Genomic DNA, 24,335 nt, shown 5'->3' with positions numbered 1-24,335 from the left:
CGCCGGTCCTCAGGTCGGGAAGTCGGTCGTGTCGATCTTGATGTCGAACGGCTCCGGAAGCTGCACGATCTCGCCGAACGGGACGCGCTGGACCGAGGTGTAGATGCCGCCCTCGGGCTCGGTGAGGACCGTCGAGGCGGGGCCGTCGGGATCGAACCGGTCGATCAGCAGGTACACCGGAACGAGGGCCTGTGCGTAGGCCCGGAGCTTTCGGACCCGGTCCACATTGGCGTTCCCCTTCGACGTGACCTCCACAACCAGCAGAGCCTCGCCGGCGTCCACGGGATCCTTTGTGTCACTGGCGCCGGAGGTCAGCTCCCGGGGGACGATCACCAGATCCGGGACGTAGAGCCGCTGAAGCGGTGTGATCTGAACGCCCAGGGTCTGGTAGAGGCCGAGGTCTTTCGGCAGACCACCCCCGTAGAGGGCCCGCTGCACCCCTTCGGTGATGTGGTTGTGGTGACGGTGCGGCGGTGGCGCCAAGGTGATCTGATCCCCGTCGATCTCCGCGTGCCATCCCTCGGGCACGTCGAGCTCTCGCCATGTCTCCAGGATCAAGTCCCACGGCCCGTCATCCGACATCTGGAACCTTTCGGCCATCGCAGCTGTCATCACGACTCCTTTCCCCACGGCCTGACGGGGCGAGCGTAGAAGCGTGACACTGCGGTCGTCGTCCTCTTGGGACAGCATTCCACGATCGAGTGAAGGAATCCCGAACGTGGCCGCTCCGGGCGCCCCGGAGCGGCCACGTTCCGGGCTCAGACCCGGTCCGCCACGGGCTCGGCCCCCACCCGGGCGGCCGGGACGACGCCCGGGGAGCCCGCCACCACGCGGGACCGGCCGTGCAGCCGTCGCGCGACCATGACCAGGGCCAGGGCCACGATCAGCATCGCCGCGCCCGCCCAGGCCGGGGACTCGTAGCCGAGGTCCGCGTCGATGACCGTTCCGCCGAACCAGGGGCCCACGGTGTTGCCCAGATTGAACGCCGCCGTCGTGGTCGCCGCCGCCAGTGTCGGGGCCGCGTTGGCCACGTTGAAGATCCGGGCGTTCAGCGCCGGGGCCGTATAGAACGCGGAGACGCCCAGCAGGAACGCCAGCACGATCACCACCGCCGGGACGGTCGCGAAGACGGCCAGCGCCGACAGCAGGACCGTGGACGCCGCGATACCGCTGATCATCACGCCGAACAGATGCGCGTCGGCGAACCGGCCGCCCAGCGCCGTACCGACCAGCGCGCCGATCCCGAAGAGCGCGAGGACCGTCGACACCCAGCCCTCGCCGATGCCCGCTACATCGGTGAGCAGCGGCGCGAGATAGGAGAACGCGGCGAAGATCCCGCCGCCCGCGAGCGCCGTGATGACCACCGCGAGCCAGACCTGGCGGTCGCCGTAGATCGCCAGTTCCCGCTTGAGCCGGGGCTTCTCGGCGGGGACCGGGATGTGCGGGATCCGGGTCACGACGCCCACCAGCGCCACCGCCGACGCCACCGCGACCGCCCAGAACGCGGACCGCCAGCCCAGCTGGTCGCCGAGGAAGGCGCCGAGGGGGACGCCCAGCACATTGGCGATCGAGAGACCGCCGATCATCACGGCCATCGCCCGGGCCCGCTGGTTCACCGGGACCATGGCCACCGCGACCGCCGCGCCCAGGGCCCAGAATCCGGCGCAGGCGAGGGCGCTGATCACCCGGGAGACGAAGAGGATCTCGTACGTCGGCGCCAGCGCGCCCGCGACCTGGCCCAGGCCGAAGACCGTGATCAGGGCGATCAGAGTGGCCTTGCGCGGCAGTTTGAGGGTGGCGACCGCGAGCAGCGGGGCGCCGACGACCATGCCGATCGCGAAGGCGGATATCAGCAGTCCGGCCTGCGGGATGGAGACGTTCATGTCGTCGGCGATCGGCGGCAGCAGCCCGGAGAGCATGAACTCGCTGGTACCGAGGGCGAAGACGGAGAGGCCGAGGATGTAGACGGCGAACGGCATCCGGGGCCGGTCGGTCGCGGTGGCGTCGGCGGTGGCGTTGGTGGTCGTGGGGGCCGGGGACGGCGCGGGAGCGGATTCGGGCATGACAGATGGAACGGTCCGTGCCGCCATGGGCATTCCCGTTACTCGGTGATGTCATCTATCCGCAACAGAGGGGGCGGGCGGGCCGCCCCGCGGCCGGTTCAGCCGCCGTCCGCCAGCCGGGCCAGTTCCGCCGTCATGTTCGCGCGGGCCGCGGACTCCCACTCCCGGGCGCCGTACGGGGTGTGGAACAGCCGGGGCAGCTCCAGCAACTGGCGCAGTACCTCCGACCGGCCCCGGCGGAACGCGTTGTCGGGGACGAAGGCGTACTCCTCCCGTACGGCGGCGGCATACGCCCGGTACTCGGCCTCGGGCGCCGCGAGAATGCCCAGGTCGGCGTCGCAGAGCGCCGCGCCGTTGGTGTCACCGGGGCCGGGGGCGTGGGTGATCGTGAGACGGACCAGCCGGGCGACCTCGGCCGTCGCCCTGCGGTCCAGGCCCGCGTCCGGGAGGGCGCGTTCCGCCAGCCGGGCCGACCGCTCCTCGTTCTCGGACCGGTCCGGGCGGTACACGGCGTCGTGGAACCAGGCCGCGAGCCGGACCAGGTCGGGGTCGGCGGCGTACCCGGCGACCAGGTCGATCCGGTCGAGGACGGCGACCAGATGATCCGTACCGTGGTATCGGCGCTGGGGCTCCGCCCAGCGGGCCAGCAGTTCCTCGGCGTACGGCAGCGGATCGGGGGCCGGGACCGGGCCCGTGGCCGGGTTCGTGCCGGGGTTCGTTACGGGGGCCGTGGCGTTCCGTGCTCCGGTCAGCGCCCGCGTCCAGCGCGCGGCGAGCACGGTCGGGTCGTACGGAGAGTCGGCGGTCATGAACAGACTGTAGAACCGGGCGGTACGGGCCCTGGCCCCGGGTACCCCTCGTACGCTTGGCTGGCCCGATGGCATCCACCACGGAACCCACCCGCCCCGCCGGTCAGTCCGACCCCACCGGTACGGGCATCGGCACGGGCACCGGCATCGGCCCGGTCCGCGATCCCGAGCTGCCCGGACTCCTCCTCGCGACCGAACGGGACGCGCTGATTCCTCTCCTGCGGGCCCGCCCCGACGGCGATTTCGAGCTGCGGACCTGCTGCCCCGGCTGGACCGTGCGGCATGTCGTCGCGCACTGCGCGGCCGTGCTCTCCCGGGTGGTCGAGAACCGGTACGAGAAGGACGTCTTCTCGCCCGAGTCCAACGACCGCGATATCGCCGCCCTCGCCGACCGGTCGAACCGGGACCTCGTCGACGATCTGGAGCGGCTGCTCACCGCCGCCGGACCGGTGATCGCCGCCGCCGGACACGGCAGGCTCGACGGCATCGGCTTCGGCGAGTGGGTGCACGCGGGCGATCTGCGGGAGGCCCTCGGCGAACCGGGGGCGTACGAGGGCGATGCCCAGGCCCCCGCCCTCGCGCTGCTCGCCGCGCTCAGCCGGGCCCGCCGGGCGCAGCCGCTGCTGGCCCGGCTCGACGGGCATGAATCGCCGCTGGTCGTGGGCGCGGACAGTCCGGAGCCCGCCGTCTACACGGGCTCGGCCGCGACCCTGATCAGGCTGGTCACCGGACGTCCGCTGACCGGGACCCGCTACCGGCTGACCGGGGCGGGGGAAGCGGACCTGGCCTTCTTCGTCTGACGCCGCCGCCGGACGGGGCGGCGGACCGGGCGCCGGACCGGGCGGACGGGGCGGCGGAGTGGGGCGGGCGGCGGACCGGTCCCGGCCGGACCAGCGCGGACCGGCCGTTTCCGCGGGGGTCCGGTGCCCGGTGTCCGAAAGACGATCTTGTCGTGCGATATCCGGAGACGCATGCTTCCTAACGCGTGGCCCCCGCATCCAACCCCTTCACCGGGTCCACGCACTCCCCCCACGGATGAAGGAAGCACCGGTGACGATCACACCTGCCCCCGTATCCCCTGATTCCCCCGCCTTCGCGGTCCACCGCCCCGCCGTCGTCCTCCCCGAGCACCAGGTGACCCAGGAAGAGATCATCAGCGCGCTCGGCGACCACTTCGCCCGAATACCCCATGTCGAACGGGGTCTGGAGCTGATGCGGAGTACGACCGTACGGACCCGCAGCCTGGTGGCCGACCTCCCGGCCATGCTGGCGTCCCGCTCCTTCGGCCACCGCAACGCCCACTACCTGACCGAGGTCGTCCGGCTCGGGGCGGCAGCCGCCGAACAGGCCCTGAAGCACGCCGGAGCCGACCCCGCCGACGTCGACGCGTTCGTCTTCGTCTCCTGCACCGGCTACGCCCTGCCGGGACCGGACGCGTACATCGCCCAGGAGATCGGCCTCCGCCCGACCGTCCGGCGTACCCCCATCCAGCAACTGGGCTGTGCCGCCGGGGCCTCGGCGCTGGCCGAGGCGTACCACTATCTGCTGGGCCGGCCCGATACGACGGTGCTGGTCGTCGCGGCCGAACTCAGTTCCCTCTCCTTCCAGCCCGAACAGCACTCGCTCAGCGACTTCATCTCCAACGGCGTCTTCGGCGACGGCGCCGCCGCCGCCGTACTGCGCCGGGCCGACCCCGGCACCACCGGGTTCCGGATCCACGGCGTACGGCAGCACCTGCTCCCCGACTCCCAGTCGGTGATCACCGGCAGTACCACCGAGGACGGCTTCCACTTCCGGACCGATCCCCGGGTCCGCGCGACCGTGCCCCAGGTGGTCCCTGAGATCGACGCCTTCCTCGCCGAACTGGGCTGGCACCCCGGCGACCTCGGCTTCTGCGTCTCGCACACCGGCGGCCCGGTCATCATGGACGGCGTCGAGGAGGGCCTGAAGCTCCGCCCCGGCACCCTGCGGCACAGCCGGGAGAGCATGGCCCGGGTCGGGAACACCTCCAGCGTCTCTGTTTTCGACGTGCTCCGGCGGCACCACGAGGACGGCTCGCCCGAGCACGGCTCCCGGGGGCTGATCGTCGCCTTCGGGCCCGGTTTCACCACGGAGGTCCTGGCGGGCACCTGGCACGACGCGGAAGCCGCCGCCGCCGACTCCGCCGCCGCCGACGGCGACTGATCGTCCCGGACGTCCCGGACGGGCACCGGCCGGTACAGGCGCGTACCGGCGGCGGCCCGCCCCGTATGCCGGAATCGTCCGGCAGAGCGACACTGGAAGCGGTAATACCCCGGTGCCACGTCATACGGGAGGTGGACATGGCCGGCATGATCATTTTCGGACTGCTGATCGCGGGCATCCTGTGTGCCGCGATGTGGTGGGACGGCCGACGGCGGGCGAATCTGGTGACCCCCCGCCCGGACGAACAGCCCCAGCGGCCCGAACGCCGTGAACACGTCGAGGAGATCCGCGAGGCCGACGGCCCCGACGCCTTCCCCCAGGACGGCGGGCGGCTGCTCCCGTACAACATGCGTCCCCACAGCAGCCACAGCACCGGCAAGGGCCGCGAGTCCCGCCCGAAGCACGGCCCGAACACCCACAGCGGCTCCTTCGGCAGCGGCGGCCTGGGCGGCTGACGCCGTTCTGTTCAGGGGCGCCGGTTCGCCTCCGGCGGGGTCTCGTGTGCGGTGTACGCGCCGTACCCGGCCGGTCGCGCTGTTCAGTGCCCTGCGCCTTCGGTGAGGGGAGTGCCCCGGCGCCCCTGAACCGTCCGGGCGAGGCTCCCCCGGAAAGGCCGAGCCCCACCGGCTGGGCGGGGGTCGTCAGCGGACCGTGACCGGCTGGTCGCTCAGTTCCCCGCGCCCCCGAACCCCCCTCGTCGCGGTTCGGGAAGCCCCGGCTCCGGGTGGAGAGACGAGCGCGCCGCCGCCCGGCGGCGGGCAGCCGTATGCGGCACCGTACGGGTCTCCACCCGGCGATACGGGAGGGGCCCGGGCGCCTCCCAGCGCCCGGGCCCCTCCCGTATCAACCACTCAGCCGCTCCGGTTACGACACGGCCTTGAAGCGCCGCAGCAGCAGGCTGTTGCCGACCACGAAGACCGAGGAGAAGGCCATCGCCGCTCCCGCGATCATCGGGCTGAGCATTCCCATCGCGGCCAGCGGCAGCGCCGCCACGTTGTAGACGAAGGCCCAGAACAGGTTGGACTGGATCGTGCCCAGCGTGCGGCGGGCCAGCCGGATCGCGTCCGCGGCCACCCGCAGATCGCCCCGGACCAGGGTCAGGTCGCTGGCCTCGATCGCCGCGTCCGTACCCGTACCCATCGCCAGACCGAGGTCGGCCTGGGCGAGCGCCGCCGCGTCGTTGACGCCGTCGCCGACCATGGCCACGCTCCGGCCCTCGGCCTGGAGGCGCTTGACCACGTCGACCTTGTCCTCCGGCATGACCTCGGCGATCACCTCGTCGATGCCGACCTCGGCGGCCACGGCCCGCGCCACGGCCTCGTTGTCACCGGTGAGCAGGATCGGCTTCAGGCCCAGCTTCCGCAGCCGGACGATCGCCTCGGCGCTGGTCTCCTTGATCGCGTCGGCGACCTCCAGCACGGCCCGCGCCTCGCCGTCCCAGGCGACCGCGATCGCGGTCCGGCCCTGGGCCTCGGCCTCGGCCTTGGCCCGCTTCAGCTCCTCGGGGAGGTGGATCTCCCACTCGGCCAGCAGCTTCTCGCGGCCCACGAGCACGGCGTGCCCGTCGACGACGCCCTGGACACCGAGTCCGGGGATGTTGGCGAAGTCCTCCAGCGCGGGGAGCTTGCCGACCTTCTCCACCGCACCGGCCGCGACGGCCTGGGCGATCGGGTGCTCGGAGGCGTTCTCCAGGGCGCCCGCCAGCCGCAGTACCTCGTCCTCGTCGGTCGAGTCGGCGGTACGCACCCCGAGCAGCGCCATCTTGCCGGTGGTGACGGTGCCGGTCTTGTCGAGGACGACGGTGTCGACCTGGCGGGTGGACTCCAGGACCTCCGGGCCCTTGATCAGGATGCCGAGCTGGGCACCCCGGCCCGTGCCGACCATGAGGGCGGTCGGCGTGGCCAGCCCCAGGGCGCAGGGGCAGGCGATGATCAGTACGGCGACCGCGGCGGTGAACGCCGCCGCCCAGCCCTCGCCGGTGGCGAGCCAGGTGAAGAGGGTGGCGATGGCCAGCAGGATGACGACCGGCACGAAGACGCCGGAGATCTTGTCGGCCAGCCGCTGGGCGGCGGCCTTGCCGGTCTGCGCGTCCTCGACCAGCTTCGCCATCCGGGCGAGCTGGGTGTCGGAGCCGATCCGGGTCGCCTCGACGACCAGCCGGCCGCCCGCGTTCAGGGTGGCGCCGGTGACGCCGTCGCCGGGGCCGACCTCGACCGGCACGGACTCGCCGGTCAGCATGGACGCGTCCACGGCGGACGAGCCCTCGATCACCAGACCGTCGGTGGCGACCTTCTCACCGGGGCGGACCAGGAAGTGGTCGCCGACCTTCAGCTCCGCCGTCGGAACCCGGACCTCCTCGCCGCCCCGCAGGACGGTGACCTCCTTGGCGCCCAGCTCCATCAGGGCGCGCAGGGCGGCCCCGGCCTTCCGCTTCGACCGGGCCTCGAAGTAGCGCCCGGCGAGGATGAAGGCGGTGACGCCCGCGGCGGCTTCCAGATAGATGTTGGAGGAGCCGTCGCTGCGCTGGATGGTCAGCTCGAAGGGGTGGGTGACACCGGGGATTCCGGCGTGGCCCCAGAAGAGCGCGTACAGGGACCAGGCGAAGGCGGCGATGGTGCCGACCGAGATCAGGGTGTCCATGGTCGCGGCGCCGTGCCGGGCGTTCTTCCACGCGGCCCGGTGGAAGGGCCAGCCCGCGTAGACCACGACCGGGGCGGCGAGCGTCAGCGACAGCCACTGCCAGTACTCGAACTGGAGCGGCGGGATCATCGCCATCGCGATCACCGGCACGGCGAGGACCACGGCGGTGATCAGCCGCTCGCGCAGCGTCCTCAGCTCCGGGTCGTCCTCCTCCTCGGCCTCGCCGGAGCCGCTGCCGGTGCCGCCGTCGGCGGAGACCGCCGCCTGCTGCTTCGGCTTGGGCGGGGCGGCGGTGTAGCCCGTCGCCTCGACCGTGCCGATCAGGTCCTTGACGCTGACCTCGTCGCTGAAGGTGACTCTGGCCTTCTCGGTGGCGTAGTTGACCGTGGCCTCGACGCCCTCCATGCGGTTGAGCTTCTTCTCGATCCGTGCGGCACAGGAGGCGCAGGTCATGCCGCCGATCGCGAGTTCCACCTCTTGCTGGTGGGTGGCCGTGTGCGCCATGCTTCCTCCCGGTCCGGCACCTTAATACCCCTACAGGGTATCCCGTCTGGATCTATATATACCCCCCCTGGGTATGCAAACGCAAGCCGTGGCCGGGCTTTCCGGCGTGGATCCGGAAGATTTACCTCCGAGTCGCCGAACGGCGACGGCGGGTAACGCGGGGTGATGGCGGGGCGGCGGTGCCGGATGGTGCGCCGGGGCGGCGGCGCTTCGGCCGGTCGGCGCGGCGCTTCGAACGGGCAGCGGATAGGCGGCAGGCGGGCGGCGGCCTGGCTTCGGACGGTCGATGGGCGGTCGGCGGCCGGGTGGCGGGTGGCGCTTCGGCCAGACGGGGGTACGGGAACCGGCCAGTGCCGGTTATCTCTCATCCGCCCGCTGATGCGCCCCGGAAACCCGCGGACTAGGCTGAGCTATTGGACTAGACCTGTAGCGGGTCCAGCCGTCACCGGCACCACCTGGAGGAATGGGGTCACATGAGCAACCGTGCGCTTCTGGAGGTGATCGCCCTGGACGCCGCCGACGCCGTCGCGGCCCAGGCCGGTGGAGCGGACAGGCTGGAGCTGGTCACGGACATGGCGGCGGACGGGCTGACTCCGCCCCGGGAGACCTTCGCGCGGATCCGTGCCGCCGTGGACATCCCGCTGCGCGTGATGCTGCGCCTCGCCGACGGCTTCTCGGCCGGTACGCCCCACGACGTGGAGGCACTGGTGGCGGCTGCCGCCGGACTGCGCGAGGAGGGCGCCGACGAGTTCGTCCTCGGCTTCCTCGACGCCGAGGGCCATCCGGACCTGGTGACCGTGGAGCGGCTGCTGGCCGTGATCTCCGGCTGTTCCTGGACCTTCCACCGGGCGATCGACCGGGCCGCCGACCGGGACGCCCTGCGCAAGCAGCTCGCCGATCTGCCGGGCCTCGACACCTATCTCACCGCCGGCGCGGCCACCGGGGTCGACGCCGGACTCGACACCCTGATCGCCGAGGCCGGCCGCCGGACCGAGCCGGGCTACGAGCAGCGGCTGCTGGTCGGCGGCGGTCTCCGCCTCGACCATGTCCCGGCCCTGCGCGCCGCCGGGATCGACGCCTTCCACATCGGCGGCGCCGCCCGCCCCGACGGCTGGACGGGCCCGGTCGCCGCCGACGCCGTACGGGAATGGCGGACGGCGGTCGACGCGTAGACGCGTAGACGTAGACCCGAGCGGATACGGGCCCGGGGCCCGTACGGCGACGGCCGCTTCCCGGCACTGCACCACCGGGAAGCGGCCGTCGTCATTCACCGCGTACGGTCCGGGTCAGCGGACGTCGACGAAGTCCGAGGTGGAGGTCACCGGAGCGACGGTCCCCGTACCGGCGTACCGCAGCCGCCAGTACCCGTCCACCGACGCCTTGGCCGTGGTCTTCACCTTGCCGTTCTTGTCGGTCTTCAGCGTCTTCACCGGCGTCCAGGTCTTCGTGTCCTTCTTCAGGAACTCCAGCTGCACGGTGTGGTTGACGTACCCCGTATAGGTCCGGCGGTCCCAGTTCACGATCGTCAGCAGCCCGTCGACGGTGACGTTCTGCCCCTTCTTCACCGGCTCGGGGCCCGCGTTGGCGGTGAGCTTGGTGTGGCGCAGGAGGGTGAGCTTCCCTGCCTTTTCGTTGATGTAGTCGCCGCCCTGCTTGTCGAAGACCGCGAGCGCCAGATTCCAGCCGCCGCCCGACTTGTTGTTCAGATCGATGGCGGGCATCACCAGGAAATCGGCGGAGCAGTTCGCGGCGGTCCCGGCGCAGCTCTTGAATCCGTCGACCGGAACCCACGGGTTGGTGTCGCCGTAGACGGAGCCGCCCCACAGCTCGGCGTCCAGATTCTCGATCCCGCCCGGCGCGTTCACACTGAAGGTGGCCCGGACGGCCTTGTCGGCGAGCCCCACGACGAGCGGCTTGCCCCCGTTCACCACGACCTTGGTCACGGTCGGATTCGCCGCCGCCCCGTACTTGCCGGAGGCGCCGGACTTCCCCGCCCCGGACTTCGCGAAAGCCCCGGAACGCTCCCCGCGTTCCGCGCGGGGCGTTTCCCCGGCGACGGCGTACGGGGCGAGCAGCCCGCCCAGTGCCAGGGTGCCGGTGACGGCGGCGATGGATGCACGTATGCGCATGTGTTCCCCAGTTTTCAGTTCAACGGGGTACGACCGCGGGGCGCCGCCCCGCCGTACCCAGGGTCATTGGCCCGGGAGTTGAGACTCCGGGACCGCGTGCATGGTCCCATCCCCGGGGCGGCTCCGGGAACGAAAACGTGCACGCCGGTCCGGAATCCGAGCCCCCCCGGCGGTACGCCTCCGGGACGCGGGGAGCGGCCTTTTCGTTCGCGGTACGCACCGACCGCGCCGCCCCCGTTCGCCTCAGACCGTCGCGGCCGGGTCCTTCAACTGCCTTGGCAGGGGCCGGTGGTGGACCACGGTCAGGCCGGAGACCGCGCGGGTCAGGGTCACGTAGAGCCGTCGCAGGCCGGTGCGTTCGTCCGGTTCGCCGTCGACCACGGACGCAGGGTCGTCGAGGACCACGTAGTCGTACTCCAGGCCCTTCGCCAGTGACGCGGGCACCAGGGTCAGCCGGGCGTCGGCGCTGGTCTCGTCGCCGGGGGCGAGGTGGGGGAGTGCGGCCGTCGAGAGGGCGGCGGTCAGGGACTCGATCCGGGTGTCCGCGGCGATCAGGCCGATCGAGCCCTCGCGGGTCAGGGCCGTACGGCAGGCCGAGACGACTGCCTCGTCCGGGTCGTCGTCGGCCGGTACCTCGTGGAACTCCAGCGATCCGGGGGCGGCGCGGACCGACGAGACCTCCTTGAGGCCGGGGGACATGAACGGCAGCAGCCGGGAGGCGTAGGCGATCACCTTGCGCGGCACCCGGAAACCGGCCGTCAGCTCCTCCACCAGCGCGTCCGGCTTGCCCAGATGGGTCAGCGCCTCGGCCCAGCTCGCGGTCGCCCACGGCGTGGTCCCCTGGGCGAGATCGCCGAGTACGGTCGCCGAGCCCGTCGTGCAGCGCCGCCCCACCGCCCGGTACTGCATCGGTGACAGGTCCTGCGCCTCGTCCAGGACGACATGGCCGAGCGACGGGGTACGCCGGACCAGGTCCGTCGCTTCGTCCACCAGGACCGCGTCCGCCGCCGACCACTTGGCGGACCGTACGCTCCGGGCCGGTTTCGTCCAGAGCACGGCCCGCTGCTCCCCGGGGTCCAGCAGTCCGTCGGCGTGCGCGGCGAGGAAGTCCGGTTCGGAGAGCAGTCGCAGGACCAGCTTCGCGGGGTCGACCTTCGGCCAGATCGTCTTCACGGCCGCCTTCACCGCGTGGTGGCGGGCCACCGCGTCCTGGACCCGGTCGTCGGGCGCCTCGCCGGACTCCTCCATCCGCACCAGCACCGCGTGCGCGATCCGCTGCGGCAGGGCATCGGCCGCCGCCGCGTAGCGGATCTCGCGGCCCAGCAGCTCCGTCACCATCTCGGTGAGTTCGTACGCCGGGATCCGCCAGCGCCGCGAACCGCGTTCGACCACCACGGGTTCGGTGGGGAGGGTGACGTACGACCGCAGGGCGCGGCGCAGCACCTCCGCCATCCGGGCGTCGCCCTTGACCACGGCGGCGGCCGGGGAGTCGGTGCCCCGTACCTCGACATGGGCGACGAGATCGGAGACCGTCGCCTGGGCGACGCCGAGTTCGCCGAGGGCGGGCAGTACCTGCTCGATGTAGTGGAGGAAGGACCGGTTGGGGCCGATGACCAGGGTGCCGGTCCTGGCCAGCCGCTCCCGGTGGGCGTAGAGGAGATAGGCCACGCGGTGCAGTCCGACGGCGGTCTTCCCGGTGCCGGGGCCGCCCTGGACGCAGACCGTACCGCTCAGCGACGAACGGACGATCTCGTCCTGCTCGGGCTGGATGGTGGCGACGATGTCCCGCATCGGGCCGACGCGGGGCCGTTCGATCTCGGCCTGGAGGAGTCGGCTCGCGAGGTGGCCGGGGCCGGGGGCCGGGGCGGGGTCGGTGAGGCGTTCGTCCTCGTACGCGGTCAGCTCGCCGCCCGTGTAGCCGAACCGGCGGCGCAGTCCGACGTCCAGCGGGTCGGTCCTGGACGCCCGGTAGAAGGGCTGGGAGACGGGGGCCCGCCAGTCCAGCACCATCGGCTCGCCGGTGCCGTCGTGGACATGGCGGCGGCCGATGTAGAAGTGGTGGCCGCCGTGCTCGCCGCCCAGGTAGTCGAGCCGGCCGAAGAAGAGGGGGGTATGGGCGAGATCGGCCAGCTCCTTGATCCGCAGCTCGGTCCTGGCCTCCAGCGCCTCCTTGTTGACCCAGTTCGCCGTCACGTCCCGGATGTCGAGCGCCTCCACCTCCGCCCGCATCGTCCGCAGGGCCGACCGGGAGGCCGCGAGATGGGCCCGCTCCCGGCCGAGGGCGTCGTCGGGCGCGGGGCCGGTGTCCGGACCGGTCGTCTCGGGGGCGGTCCCGGGGGCTGATTCGTGCGGGGTGGATTCGTACGGGGACGGGGGGACGGGCGCGGGCACGGTGAGCCTCCGGGCGGATACGGCGGCGCGCGACAGGACGCCACCGGGTACGGACAGGGTCGGGTGAACGGCACGGGCACACGGCGACCGGCCGCGGGCGCTACGGCGCCGGGCGGGGGCGGGGTGTACCGGGAGCCGACCGGTTTCCGTCCGGACGGCGGCGCTCCTGGCGGAGGCGGGCAGACGGGGCAGTCTAGTCACGGTCCGGGAGGGCCGCGAACCCTTTCCCGGCGCGGCCGACCCCGGCCGGTCGGCCCGACCCGAGAGGGACGGGACGGCCGGGAGGGCCGCCGCCCCGGAACGGTTCCTCTCAGGGTCGGAGACCGTCCTTGAGGAGGAGGGCCGTCGACTGAGGGATGACACGGGGGCCTCCGGCGTACTCCGGAAGTGCCGCCCCGGGCGGGGAACCCTTATGCCTTGGGTCGGACAAATTCGGGGTCGGGGTTCCGACGTGCGGCCGATGTGGCGACAGGGGCCGCCGAAGCACTATGGGACACATGACGACGACGACTCTCACCCCCTCGGTCCAGGTCCCCGGCCCCCGCCACGGCGCGACGGCCACGGACGCGGCGCACACCGGCAGCCGCGCGGGCGGCGCGCTGCGGGCGGTCAAGGTGTACGCCTCGGCGATCTTCAGCGTCGCGGTCCTCGGCGACTACGACGCGGAGGCCGCGGGCGTCCGCCGCCACTGACCGCCCGGCCGGACCCGTACCGGTCCCGGCCCGCCCCGTACCGGCTGAGTATCCGTACCCACGAACCACCGGCCACCGGTTGAGCGCCCCGGCGGAGGCGCGCGAACCCGCCCGGCGCCTTCAATGGACGCCATGCCGATCGAGAACGAGCCACCGCGCACCGCGGCCGCCGCGACCACCTCGACTACGACCGCCGTGACTATGACGACCGGCCCCGCCCCGGGCCGCGTACCCGAAACCACTCACGGTCCCGCCGACGACCCCGTCAAGACATCCGCCGACGCGGGCGCCCTCCGGGTCCTCGCCACCGTCGGCCTGGCGCTCTTCATCGGCGCCGCCGTGCTCACCGCCGTGCTGGCCCTGGTCGACGCCTTCGAAACCGACGGCCGGGGCGGACCCCTGGTCGCCGCCGGGATGTGGTCCCTGGTCCCGGCCGGACTGCTCGGAATGATCGCGGCAGCCGTCCCGCGCGACGACATGCCCAACACCGTCCGGGGCTGGATGGTGTCGCTCCAGTACCTCTTCATGACCCTGGCCCCGGCGCTGGTGGCCGCCGACGCCTGAGCCCCGGGACCCGCTCGTACGGCCCCGGGGCTCACCGGCTCACACCCTCACGGCCTCGCGCCCTCAAGGGGGCTCACCCCTCCGGGGATTCCGCCGCCCCGCCGCTGAGCAGCTCGTCCGCGTCCATGATCCGGTACGCGTACCCCTGCTCGGCCAGGAACCGCTGCCGGTGCGCGGCGAAGTCCTGGTCGATGGTGTCGCGGGCGACGACCGAGTAGAACCGGGCCTCGTGCCCGTCCGCCTTCGGCCGCAGTACCCGGCCGAGCCGCTGGGCCTCCTCCTGCCGGGACCCGAAAGTGCCCGAGACCTGGATCGCGACCGTCGCCTCCGGCAGATCGATGGAGAAGTTGGCGACCTTCGAGACCACCAGGACCGAGATCTCGCCCTGCCGGAAGGCTTCGAAGAGCTTCTCCCGCTGCGCGTTGGACGTCTCGCCCTTGATCACCGGCGCGTCCAGATGCTCGCCCAGCTCGTCGAGCTGGTCGATGTACTGCCCGATGACCAGCGTCTGCTCGCCCCGGTGCTTGGCGACCAGCGCCTCCGTCACCTTCCGCTTGGTCGCGGTGGTGGCACAGAACCGGTACTTCTCCTCGGTCTCTGCGGTGGCGTACGCCAGCCGCTCCGAGTCCGTCAGATTGACCCGGACCTCCACACAGTCCGCCGGGGCGATGTACCCCTGGGCCTCGATCTCCTTCCACGGCGCGTCGAACCGCTTCGGCCCGATCAGAGAGAAGACGTCCGACTCCCGGCCGTCCTCCCGGACCAGGGTCGCGGTCAGCCCGAGCCGCCGCCGGGCCTGGAGATCGGCGGTGAACTTGAAGACGGGCGCGGGCAGCAGATGCACCTCGTCGTAGACGATCAGCCCCCAGTCCCGGGAGTCGAACAGCTCCAGATGGGGATAGATCCCCTTCCGCTTGGTGGTCAGCACCTGGTACGTGGCGATGGTGACGGGGCGGATCTCCTTCCGCGTACCGCTGTACTCGCCGATCTCGTCCTCGGTCAGCGACGTCCGCTTCACCAGCTCGTGCTTCCACTGCCGGGCGGAGACCGTATTGGTCACCAGGATCAGCGTCGTCGCCTTGGCCTGCGCCATCGCCCCGGCCCCGACCAGCGTCTTCCCGGCCCCGCAGGGCAGTACGACCACACCCGACCCGCCGTGCCAGAACCCCTCGACGGCCTGCCGCTGATACGGCCGCAGGGCCCAGCCCGACTCGTCGAGATCGATCCGGTGCGCCTCACCGTCCACATATCCGGCCCGGTCCTCGGCGGGCCAGCCCAGCTTCAGCAGCGTCTGCTTGATCTGCCCCCGCTCCGACGGATGCACCACCACGGAGTCCGCGTCGATCCGCGCCCCCACCAGCGGCTGGACCTTCTTCGACCGCAGGATCTCCTCCAGCACCGGCCGGTCGGTACTGGTCAGCACCAGCCCGTGCGCCGGATGCTTGGAGAGGGTCAGCCGCCCGTACCTGGCCATGGTCTCCGCCACGTCCACCAACAGCGCGTGCGGCACCGGATACCGGCTGTACGCCACGAGCGCGTCCACGACCTGCTCGGCGTCGTGCCCGGCGGCCCTGGCGTTCCACAGCCCGAGCGGAGTGATCCGGTACGTGTGGATGTGCTCGGGTGCCCGCTCCAGCTCGGCGAAGGGCGCGATGGCCCGGCGACAGGCGTCGGCCTGCTCGTGGTCGACTTCGAGGAGGAGCGTCTTGTCGCTCTGGACGATCAGGCAGGACACGCGTACCTCCGGAAGTGGGATCGTCCCGTGACTGAGAGCACACCCGCCACGGCTCGGGCGTCGCCCCGTGACCGGCGCCCGAAAGGCGTCTCCGCCCGTGCGCCGGGAATGCGCGCTGCCATCGGCGTACGACTTTCACGCGAAACAGAAGATTCTACCCCGCCCGGGCGTCGGCGGACCGCGTGCGAGGCGTCGTACCAGGCCAGGGGCTGGTCCCGGTAACGGAAGGCATCGAGGTGCGCGGACCTCGACGGCCGTCTCGCCGAGGAGCGGTACCAGGTGGGTGATCGTCATGTCGTCATGATCGCGAGCCCGGAGGCAGTGTTGGCCGGCCCGATGGCCGCGTGTCATCGCTGGTTATCACCGCGTGATTGACACGTGAGTGAATCCAGCCCCTTCCGCACGCTCCGTCGCCGACTCACCCCGTCAATCGGGCGCGATCATGACAAAGGCTTGGGCGTCGCGAGTGTACGCCTCCGGACGGTGAGCGAAAGGGAATCGATCAGTTCCACTTCCTGGCGAAACACAGGAGACTCCGGGGCTCCGCCCCACCTACGATCCCGCTCGACCTCGGGGCCGTAGCCACTGCTCCGGGGAGAAGAGGAGGAGTCTGTTGAGTGAGGCGAAGACGGAGAAGCGGGCCGCCAGGCGCCGTCGCGTGCTGGGCCCGGTGGCCCTCGCCGCCGCGGTTCTGACCGTGGGTGTCGGCTCGGGGGTCGCCTACGCGGCCGTCACCGACAACATCGTTCCCACCGCGAACTACAGCCCCCGCTGTATAGACGAGGGCAGTGAGCCGGACGCGAACGGCGGACTCTGCCTGACCGACAACACAGCCGTCACCTACTACGCGGACAGCTCCGGCGACAACATGCTGGAGTCCAATGACAAGGCCGTGGTCAACACCGTCATGGCGGACGACTACAACCCGACGCAGCTGAACACGAGTTACGACTCGTCGCCCAGCTTCTCCGGTAGCGCCGAGACGGACGTCATCTACCAGGAGGGCACGCGCAACCTCGCGTCGAACGTTCTCGGCATGGCGTGGTGCAACGACGCGGTGACCTCCTCCAAGTGCGACCAGGCGTACATCCGGATCCGTCCCGGCTACTACAACCGGGGTATCACCTGCCACGAGACGGGTCACGCGGTGGGCCTGACGCACGGCCAGCAGGCATCTCCGAGGCTCCGGCAGAACGACTCCCGGCTCGGCTGCATGCAGACGCCGGTCCCCGCTGGTGCCACTCTCGGCGCCAACAACCGGGACAACATCAACGCCGCGTACTGATCCAGGGGGAACCATGCAACGCCGTACTTATCTGACCGCCGGCGGCGCGACGATCGCCGTGGCCGCGATGACCGCCGCTCTGCTCACCGGAACGTCGGTGGTGTCCGCCGCCCCGGACCGCCCCGCCGAGGACGGGCCCGTGACCGTCCACGGTCTCGACCGTCTGCCCAGCGAGACCGCCGAGGAATGGGTGGCGTCCGCCGACCACGTCGTCTCGGTCACCGCGACCTCCGCCACGGAGGTTCCGCCGACCGCCGAGGAGGTCGCCCGTGGTGAGGGTGTCATCGGCCGGACGGTGGACCTCACCATCAACAACGTGCTGTGGTCCCGGCCCGCGGCCGCCCAGCCCGCCCCCACGACCTGGCAGTACTCGGCCGCCGGGTGGCAGTTCAAGAACGGTGACCTGGTGAACCGCCGGGAGATGGCGCTGCACGGTCAGCCGCGGGTCGAGCCCGGGCACACCTACATCATGGCCATCGCCTGGCAGGCGGCTCAGTGCGGGGAGGACGGCACGACTCCCGCGGGCTGGGTCGGGCTCGGAGGCGGCTCCGAGGTCGCGTTCGACAATGGTGTCATCGGCAATGGCGAGAGCGAGGGCAAGGTCACGCCGGTGACGGCCCTCAGCGGCAAGGCGGCCCGGGCGCTGCCCATCGTCCCGCCGATTCAGGAACGGCCGGTGAAGGAAGCCATGAACGGCAGGAGTTCGACCGCCCTGGTGAACGTGCTCAACAGCATCGAGCCCAGTCCGGTGGCACGCAAGTTCGCCCAGGCGAACACGAACTGCCCCTGAGCCGGAGCGCTTGAGGCCACCCCCATGGGTCTGAGGCCCGTCCGGCGGTGAACCGAGCCGCCCCCGAAAACGGCAGTGAACGTTTTCGGGGGCGGCTCCGTCGTAGGGGAAACGGGAAGGGCGAAGGATGCGCGGACTACGCGGCACCCGGTCGAGGACGGACGTATCGATGTCCCCTGACAGGACCGGGGAGGACGAGGACACGGGCCGGCTCCGTGCCGTGCTGCTGATGAGCGGGCTTCCCTGGGGCGAGCTGGACGACGGTGTGCAGCAGGTGCGCCTCAAGCTCCTGGAGGAGCGCGCCCGCAAGGGCGGCGACGGCGGGATCAGGGATGAACGTGCCTGGTCGGCAGTGGTCGCCTCGCGGGTGGCGATGGACTGGCACCGGGACCGCCGCCGGGAGGCCGGGCTGCGTGAGCGGCTGGCGGCCCGGTGGACGGTGCGGCCGCCGGTCGAGCACCCGCAGGAGCACCGGGCCCTGGCGCTCTCGGTCGCCGACGCGCTGGCGCGGCTGACGCCGGACCAGCGCCAGACGCTTGTCCTGCGCTACTACGCCGACCTGCCCGTACGGGACATCGCACGGCTGCTCGCCCTCCCCGAGGGCACGGTGAAGAGCCGACTGCACAAGGCGTGCGCCGCGCTCCGTACCGTTCTGACGGCCGGGACGGAGGAGGAGACGACATGAGCGGACTGTCCGGATCGGACGAACTCTCCGAGGAGCAGCGGGAACGGCTGCGGCTGGCACTCGGGATGATCGGGGACGAGGCGGCGCGTGATGATCCGGGCGCGACTCCGGCGGCGCACCCGGCACCGGTGGTGTCGCCGGCCGCGCGCCGTAGGTCGCGTCGGCGCGGGATTTTCCTCGGCGGCGGGGCGGTCGCGGCGGCCGCCGCGCTGGTGATCGGCCTGGTGGCCCACAACGTGTCCGGAGCGGGGAACGGGGCCGACGGCCGTGCGAAGGCGGCCGGGGTTTCCGGGACGACGGACACGGGGGCGGCCGGAAGCATGAGCCAGAGCGACGCGGAGGGCGTCGCCTGCGCCACTCTCATCGCCGAGGGTGACATCGTCTCCGTGCGCGATGCCCCAGGGGAGGGGCGGATCCTGCTCACCCTGGACATCACCAAGTGGATCAAGCCGGACGGGGGGAAGCGGCGGGTCGAGCTGGACCTCGTCGACCCCGCGATCACCGAGGGGCGCCGGGATTTCGGGGCCGGGGACAACGTCCTGATCAGTGTGCCGACCCGGCGCGATCTGGTACCGGGCGTCTATGTCGAGGGCGGCAAGGAGCGGAAGTTCTTCCAGGACGTCATCCACCGGGTGCTCGCGGAGTCGAAGACCACTGTCTGCCGGCCGTACTGGAAGAACCCTCCCGGCCCGGGCACCGGGGAGCCGGGGGCGGAGACCGACCCCAGGCACTGACCGTGCCGGCCGAGTCCGGTGCGCATGTGCCGGGTGAGGTTCGCCGGGATCCCGCGCGACCACGGACCACGGACGGCCGGCAGCCGGACCAGGTGTGCCGAGAGGGCGTCTGGTGCCGAGTGGGTACCAGCGGAGGACGAGCGGGTAGCGGATGTCATCGTGCCGCACCGCTTCGCCGATACCCGGACCGGGCCTCGGACCGGTCGCCCGTCCCGGCCGGGTCCGTCGGCGGGGGGTTCCGGCAGGAGTCGGCCCGGCGGCGCGGGAGGCGGCCCCGCACTACTCGTCGGCGAGTTCCGCGACGCCCGTGATGCGGTGGAGCGGGTAGGTGCGGACCTCGTCGGCGGTGTGGTCGTAGCCCGTGACGAAGCCGCCCTCCACCCGGACCGGGGCGATGACGCGCTGGCTGGCGGTGCCCTCCGGGTTGACGTAGCCGATCCAGACCGCGGAGCCGGTCATCGCGGCGGCCTGGACGGTGGCCAGGGTTTCGGCGGCGGAGGTGCGGGGGAGGCCCGCGCCCGGGCCGGTGGCGGGGGCGGGGCGGTCGGCGTCGGCGGTCGCGGGGGGTGCCGGTTTGCGGCTGATGGTGGCCGCGAGGTCGCCCGCGCGGATCGCCCGTACCGCCGCGCCGAGCAGGGTCGCGTCCGGGACCGGCGGGCCCTCCGGCTGGGGTGCCGGGGGTGTCCGGGGCGGGGTGCGGCGGGCGTGGGCGCGGGCGATCAGGACATCGCCCTCGGCGGACTCGGCGGCCGGGGCGTACCCCATCGACCGCAATCCGCCGAGCAGTGTCGACGGGTCGACGGCCGACGCGAGGACGGTGGGCGCGAGCCGCCGCAGGCCCAGTCCGGCGGAGCGCTTGTCGGCGGCGATCTCGTCGAGGAGCGCGTCGTCGTCGCAGCGGACGTAGGAGGACGCGGCGCCGACCCGGAGATGGCCGTGGCGGCGGGCCACGTCGTCGATCAGATAGCCCAGCGGCTGCGGGACCGGGGTCCTGGAGTGGGTGTTGAGGAAGGTGTGCAGCTCGGAGGCGGTGCGCCCGGCGTCGAGGGCCCGGCGTACGGAGCCGGGGGTGAAGCGGTAGACGGTCGCCCCGCCTTTGGACTCGACATCGGCGAGTACGGCCAGTGTCTCGGCGAGCGGGCGCTGGAGGGGGCCGGGGGCGACGGCGGTCAGGTCGGCCTGGAGGAGTACGTGGTCGAGCGGCACGGGCAGCAGCGGCGCGAGCGTTTCGGCGGCGGCGCGGAGGCGGTCGTCCGGGACGGGGGCGGTGGGGGCCGGGCCGGGGGCGGTGTCCGTACCCGGCGCGGCGGCGTCTACGGCCCCGGCCGGCAGGTCCAGCAGGGCGCGGGCGTGGCTCGACAGGGCCCCGCGGCCGGTGACGCCCAGGTATTCCGCCTCGGCGAGGGTCCAGACCGCGATCCGGCTCCGCAGATCGGACCCGGGGCCGTCGGGCGCGGACCCGGCGGCCCCCGTGGTCGTACCGCCGTACGAGCCACCGTCCCCGCCCCGCAGAGGATGCTCCCAGCGCAGCCGGGTCAGCACGCTCTCCGGGGTGGGCGCCGTCGCGGGCGGCAGCGCGCCGATCAGCGCCAGCACCCGGCGGCGTACCTCCGGCGCGGCGGACCGGTCGAGACCGGGGCCCAGGACGGCGAGCGTACGGCCCTTTCCGTCGAGGGAGCCGACGAGGCCCGCCGTCCGGGTGGCCGTGAGCCAGGCGCCCGCCAGCCGGGCCCACCGGTCGGCGGCGGGCAGCTCCAGCCAGCTGTCGTACGCGGGCGTCGGCGCGAATGCCTCGTCCGCCTCGCCGTCCGGCGCGACCAGCCCCGCCGCGTACGCCAGCTCCAGCCAGAACGCGGCCACCGGCTCCGTAGCGTCCAGCGCGACCGCCGTCCGCTTCAGGTCCCGGACCGAGAGCCCGCCCGCGCGCAGCACCTGCGGGCCGCCCTCGTGCCACTCCTGGAGCAGGTCCTCGACCGTGGAGAGCGCCGTCAGCGCCTGTCCGGCCGCCGCGCCGTCCACAACCTGTGGACGGGCCGCCAGTACGGACGCGGCGGGGACCAGCTCCGGCGGCCGGGGCTCCACGGTCCGGTGCGCCCGGCCCGCCCGCAGATGCAGCGCCGCCTCGCGCGGCAGGACGACCGTGCGGGGCGACGCGGGCAGCAGCAGCCCCCGGTCCCGCAGCCAGCGCACCGGCGGCGTGGGATCGGCGGTGATCTCCCCGTACGGCGGGCCCCACACCAGCCGGTCGAGTACCGCCGACGCCTCCGGCGGGGCCGTGTCGAGCAGGGCGGACATCCGCGTGTGGTCCGTGAAGAGCGCCGTCAGCGCCGCGACCGCCGACACCGGGTCGTGGGTCGTCGGCAGCCCGGCCGTCGTGACGATCTCCTGGAGCCGCCCGGGGGACATCCCGGACGTGGCCTCGGCGACCGTCGGGCCGAGCCCGGTGGGGGAGGGGCGGGCGGGCGACGGGGCGAGCAGTTCCCGGGCCGTACGGACCAGCCGCAGCCGGTCGTCACCGCCCCACACCAGGGCCCGGGTGCGCAGCGCCGCGACGGCGCCGGGCAGGGCGGCGGCGATCCGCTCCCCTTCAGTTTCAGCGGCCTCCGCGGTGTCGGCGTAGTCGGTGTTGCTGGTGATACCGGTGTCGCCGTCGTCGCCGGTGAGCAGTCCGAGGAGCGTCTCGTACGACGCGGGATCCGGCGCCACCGCCAGCGCTTCCGCCGTCTGGAGGGCGAACCGGTCGAGCCGTTCGAGCGCGCGGACCACGGACGCCCGGGTGCCCGCGCGGGTGGCGAGCTGCGTCAGATCGCCCGGGACGGGGTTCAGCAGATCGGGGCGGGCCCGCAGCAGGGCGGCCAGTTCGGTGTCCGCACCGGCGCGCAGCGCCTCGGCGAGCGTGCGGGGGCCGCCGCGCGCCTGTTCGTCACGGGGTGCACCGGTGACGTCCGCGTCGGTGGTTTGGGCGGCGGCCCCACCGGGCGCACCGGTCGGTTCGTCGTACGGATCGGCCTGGTGCGTGCCGTGCGGTACCTCGGGCTTCGTCCCCATCCGCCCCACGGTAGTCGCTGTGGTCCCCGGGCCGCGCTACCGTCGTGCTGGGATCGTGACCGGTGTTGTCACCGGGCCGGTCCGGTCCGGGGAGCACGCGAGGGGAACCGTCCGTGGGGATCGAGAGCGAACAGCTCGTCTACGACTATCTGAGCCGGGTCGGCGACCTCGCCCAGCAGCGCCAACTCTCCTCCGGGGCGCGGATGGAGCTGGTGGCGTCGCTCCGCGGCGAGATCGAACGGGAGCGCGCGCGGACGACCGCCGAGACCCCGGCTTCGGTACGGCGGATCCTCGGCCGCCTCGGTACGCCCGCCGAGGTCGTGGACCAGGCGGCCGATACTCCGCCGCGCGCCGCGCCGCCGGGCGCGACCGTCTTTCCCCGGGCGGGCGCGGACGCCCAGGAGCCGCGGCGTCCCGCGCCCGGTTCCACGCACGGTTCCGGCTCCGGGTCCGAGTCCGGGGCCGACTCCGGCTCCGGGGCCGGGTCCGTGTTCGGGAAGGCCCTTCTCCCGGCCCAGCGCGTACGGAAGTTGATCCCCCGCCCCCGTAAGGACCGCGCCGCCCCCGCCGTACCGCCGCCGCCGTCCCCGCCGGGTCTCCCGCCCCATCTCGCGGGCCTGGACGAACTCGGCCCCTCCACCGGCTCCGGCCCCGACCTCACCGGCGACGGCGAATGGTGGAGCGTCGAACCGCGACCCTTCGGCGCGGGCGAACGGGTCGGCGGCTTCACGGGCGGCGTCGAGATCCCCGAAATACTGCGCCCGCCGCGCGAGGACGAGGAGACGGAGGAGGACGCCGAAGCCGACGGCGACGAACCAGACGGCGACGGTGACGGCGAGGAGCAGGAGCCCCCGCGGCCCGGTCTGCTGCCCCGGCTGCTCTCCCGCCGCGCCAAGGACCCCGAGAAGGCGGCGGCCGTCGCCGTCGCGGCCGGGCTGGGCAGCCCGATACTGCTGGTCGCCGCGTTGCTGCTGATCGGCGGTGCGATCTTCGGCTCCTGGATCGCGCTGGCCGCCGGCTGGCTGATCGCGTACGGCTCCCGCAGGCTCGGCCCCGTACAGACGAAGATCGCGGTCCTCGGCATCCCGGGCACGGCGGTCGCGGCGGGAATCCTCTGGCTCTGGGGCCGCGCCACGGGTCGTTGGGGCGATCCCCTGCCCGACGAGGCGATGCGCGACGCCTTCGTGGAGTCGGGCCCCTGGGTCCTGCGGGGCGCGGCGATCGCCTCGGCGCTGTATCTGGTGTGGCGAGCGCGCCGGGTGTGACGCGGGGTGGGGCTTCGGGCCGCGGGCCCGGACCCTGACCGGCGCCGGACCTCGACCCCAAACCGGCGCCGGACCCCGACCCCGGCCCCGGCGCCCGGCCCGGCCCCGCTGACAGGGCTTCGTACGGTCCCGGCCCTCTGACAGGGCCTTCGTACGGCCCCGGTCTCTACCCTCGGCCCCATGGAATGGCACCAACTGCTCGGATTCGTCATCGCGATCGTCCCGGTCACCCTCACCCCGGGCACCAGCTTCACCCTCGTCACCCAGCAGGTCATTGCCGGAACGCGGGCCGACGGTGTCCGCGTCGCGTTCGGTACCGCGTGCGGTCTCCTGATCCACGCCACCTTCGCCGCCGTCGGGCTCTCGGCCCTGGTGATGTCGTCGGCCCGCGCGCTGACCGTGGTGAAGATCGTCGGTGGGCTCTATCTCGTCTGGCTCGGTGTCAGTACCTGGCGTTCGGCCCGCCGGTCCGCCGTCCCGCCGGAGGACCGGCCCCGGCCGAAGCTGCCGTGGAACCGGCTCGGCTCCTTCGGTCAGGGCCTGTTCGCCAATCTCCTCAACCCCAGGGCCGCCTGGGTCTATCTGACGCTGGTCCCGCAGTTCCTCACCGCGGGCCGCCCGCTGCCGCCCCAGATCGCGGCGCTGTCCGTGGCGCATGTGATCGTGGTGCTGGGCTGGCTGCTGTTCTGGGCGTCGGTCGTCGCCGGGGCGCGCGGCGCGATCGACACCCCGCGGATCCGGCTCTGGATCGCCCGCGTCGCCGGTACGGTGCTGGTGGCGCTGGGAGTCCGTACGGCGACGACCGCCTGAGCTGTCG

20 protein-coding genes are annotated in these 24,335 nt (G+C 72.8%); 12 read left to right on the top strand and 8 right to left on the bottom strand.

Annotated elements, in window-relative coordinates; all coding sequences use genetic code 11:
* Window positions 1-9: 9 nt before the first annotated feature.
* The 3 genes from AB0G74_RS17070 to AB0G74_RS17060 all read right to left on the bottom strand — a co-directional run bounded on the left by AB0G74_RS17070 (window position 10) and on the right by AB0G74_RS17060 (window position 2,872).
* Window positions 10-612, bottom strand: coding sequence for a Uma2 family endonuclease (locus AB0G74_RS17070; RefSeq protein WP_361146563.1), 603 nt, complete (start codon window positions 610-612; stop codon window positions 10-12).
* A 146-nt stretch (window positions 613-758) separates the two neighbouring features.
* A complete protein-coding gene (locus tag AB0G74_RS17065; RefSeq protein WP_361146766.1) occupies window positions 759-1,979 on the bottom strand; it encodes a Cmx/CmrA family chloramphenicol efflux MFS transporter in 1,221 nt (406 codons plus the stop codon).
* Window positions 1,980-2,161: 182 nt separating this feature from the next.
* Window positions 2,162-2,872, bottom strand: a complete 711-nt coding sequence (locus AB0G74_RS17060) for a hypothetical protein (protein ID WP_361146560.1) — start codon at window positions 2,870-2,872, stop codon at window positions 2,162-2,164.
* Between the two features lie 146 nt (window positions 2,873-3,018).
* Between AB0G74_RS17060 and AB0G74_RS17055 the strand changes: the two genes are divergently transcribed.
* From AB0G74_RS17055 to AB0G74_RS17045, 3 genes are all read left to right on the top strand, one after another.
* Window positions 3,019-3,672, top strand: a complete 654-nt coding sequence (locus tag AB0G74_RS17055) for a maleylpyruvate isomerase family mycothiol-dependent enzyme (RefSeq protein ID WP_361146763.1) — start codon at window positions 3,019-3,021, stop codon at window positions 3,670-3,672.
* A 250-nt stretch (window positions 3,673-3,922) separates the two neighbouring features.
* Complete coding sequence (locus tag AB0G74_RS17050) at window positions 3,923-5,056, top strand: type III polyketide synthase (RefSeq protein ID WP_361146558.1); 1,134 nt, start codon at window positions 3,923-3,925, stop codon at window positions 5,054-5,056.
* 137 nt (window positions 5,057-5,193) lie between these two features.
* Window positions 5,194-5,511, top strand: a complete 318-nt coding sequence (locus AB0G74_RS17045; protein WP_361146555.1) for a DUF6479 family protein — start codon at window positions 5,194-5,196, stop codon at window positions 5,509-5,511.
* A gap of 409 nt (window positions 5,512-5,920) precedes the next feature.
* Here the strand turns inward: AB0G74_RS17045 and AB0G74_RS17040 are convergent, their stop codons facing one another.
* Window positions 5,921-8,200 (bottom strand): heavy metal translocating P-type ATPase, encoded by a 2,280-nt coding sequence (locus AB0G74_RS17040; RefSeq protein ID WP_361146552.1) that lies wholly within the window; start codon window positions 8,198-8,200, stop codon window positions 5,921-5,923.
* A 473-nt stretch (window positions 8,201-8,673) separates the two neighbouring features.
* Here AB0G74_RS17040 and AB0G74_RS17035 point away from each other — a divergent pair, with 473 nt between their 5' ends.
* A complete protein-coding gene (locus tag AB0G74_RS17035) occupies window positions 8,674-9,372 on the top strand; it encodes a copper homeostasis protein CutC (RefSeq protein ID WP_361146550.1) in 699 nt (232 codons plus the stop codon).
* Between the two features lie 114 nt (window positions 9,373-9,486).
* On the opposite strand, the gene AB0G74_RS17030 is transcribed toward AB0G74_RS17035, so the two are convergent.
* Together AB0G74_RS17030 and AB0G74_RS17025 are read right to left on the bottom strand one after the other, a co-directional pair.
* Complete coding sequence (locus tag AB0G74_RS17030) at window positions 9,487-10,329, bottom strand: calcium-binding protein (protein WP_361146547.1); 843 nt, start codon at window positions 10,327-10,329, stop codon at window positions 9,487-9,489.
* 243 nt (window positions 10,330-10,572) lie between these two features.
* Window positions 10,573-12,558: a UvrD-helicase domain-containing protein gene (locus AB0G74_RS17025; RefSeq protein WP_361146760.1), complete on the bottom strand. Its 1,986-nt coding sequence runs from the start codon at window positions 12,556-12,558 to the stop codon at window positions 10,573-10,575.
* Between the two features lie 659 nt (window positions 12,559-13,217).
* Here AB0G74_RS17025 and AB0G74_RS17020 point away from each other — a divergent pair.
* The gene (locus AB0G74_RS17020; protein ID WP_361146544.1) at window positions 13,218-13,412 is read left to right on the top strand and encodes a hypothetical protein; all 195 of its coding nucleotides are present in this window, start codon (window positions 13,218-13,220) and stop codon (window positions 13,410-13,412) included.
* Between the two features lie 132 nt (window positions 13,413-13,544).
* Window positions 13,545-13,976: a hypothetical protein gene (locus tag AB0G74_RS17015; RefSeq protein ID WP_361146541.1), complete on the top strand. Its 432-nt coding sequence runs from the start codon at window positions 13,545-13,547 to the stop codon at window positions 13,974-13,976.
* A gap of 73 nt (window positions 13,977-14,049) precedes the next feature.
* Here the strand turns inward: AB0G74_RS17015 and AB0G74_RS17010 are convergent, their stop codons facing one another.
* The gene (locus AB0G74_RS17010; protein WP_361146538.1) at window positions 14,050-15,711 is read right to left on the bottom strand and encodes a DNA repair helicase XPB; all 1,662 of its coding nucleotides are present in this window, start codon (window positions 15,709-15,711) and stop codon (window positions 14,050-14,052) included.
* 613 nt (window positions 15,712-16,324) lie between these two features.
* On the opposite strand from AB0G74_RS17010, the gene AB0G74_RS17005 reads away from it, so the two are divergent.
* From AB0G74_RS17005 to AB0G74_RS16990, 4 genes are all read left to right on the top strand, one after another.
* Window positions 16,325-16,996, top strand: coding sequence for a hypothetical protein (locus AB0G74_RS17005; RefSeq protein ID WP_361146536.1), 672 nt, complete (start codon window positions 16,325-16,327; stop codon window positions 16,994-16,996).
* 13 nt (window positions 16,997-17,009) lie between these two features.
* Window positions 17,010-17,786, top strand: coding sequence for a hypothetical protein (locus AB0G74_RS17000; protein WP_361146533.1), 777 nt, complete (start codon window positions 17,010-17,012; stop codon window positions 17,784-17,786).
* Window positions 17,787-17,955: 169 nt separating this feature from the next.
* Complete coding sequence (locus AB0G74_RS16995) at window positions 17,956-18,471, top strand: sigma-70 family RNA polymerase sigma factor (protein WP_361146530.1); 516 nt, start codon at window positions 17,956-17,958, stop codon at window positions 18,469-18,471.
* Window positions 18,468-19,205: a hypothetical protein gene (locus AB0G74_RS16990; protein WP_361146527.1), complete on the top strand. Its 738-nt coding sequence runs from the start codon at window positions 18,468-18,470 to the stop codon at window positions 19,203-19,205. The genes AB0G74_RS16995 and AB0G74_RS16990 overlap by 4 nt, the downstream gene beginning before the upstream one ends.
* Before the next feature lie 279 nt (window positions 19,206-19,484).
* On the opposite strand, the gene AB0G74_RS16985 is transcribed toward AB0G74_RS16990, so the two are convergent.
* Complete coding sequence (locus tag AB0G74_RS16985; RefSeq protein ID WP_361146524.1) at window positions 19,485-22,253, bottom strand: helicase C-terminal domain-containing protein; 2,769 nt, start codon at window positions 22,251-22,253, stop codon at window positions 19,485-19,487.
* 113 nt (window positions 22,254-22,366) lie between these two features.
* Between AB0G74_RS16985 and AB0G74_RS16980 the strand changes: the two genes are divergently transcribed.
* Both AB0G74_RS16980 and AB0G74_RS16975 read left to right on the top strand, forming a co-directional pair.
* Window positions 22,367-23,518, top strand: a complete 1,152-nt coding sequence (locus AB0G74_RS16980; protein WP_361146521.1) for a hypothetical protein — start codon at window positions 22,367-22,369, stop codon at window positions 23,516-23,518.
* A 180-nt stretch (window positions 23,519-23,698) separates the two neighbouring features.
* The gene (locus AB0G74_RS16975; protein WP_361146518.1) at window positions 23,699-24,328 is read left to right on the top strand and encodes a LysE family translocator; all 630 of its coding nucleotides are present in this window, start codon (window positions 23,699-23,701) and stop codon (window positions 24,326-24,328) included.
* Window positions 24,329-24,335 lie beyond the last annotated feature (7 nt).

Origin of the sequence: Streptomyces sp. NPDC020875 (genome assembly GCF_040641415.1) — a bacterium.
GTDB lineage: Bacteria > Actinomycetota > Actinomycetes > Streptomycetales > Streptomycetaceae > Streptomyces.
This window is presented reverse-complemented; position numbering and strand designations above follow the sequence as displayed.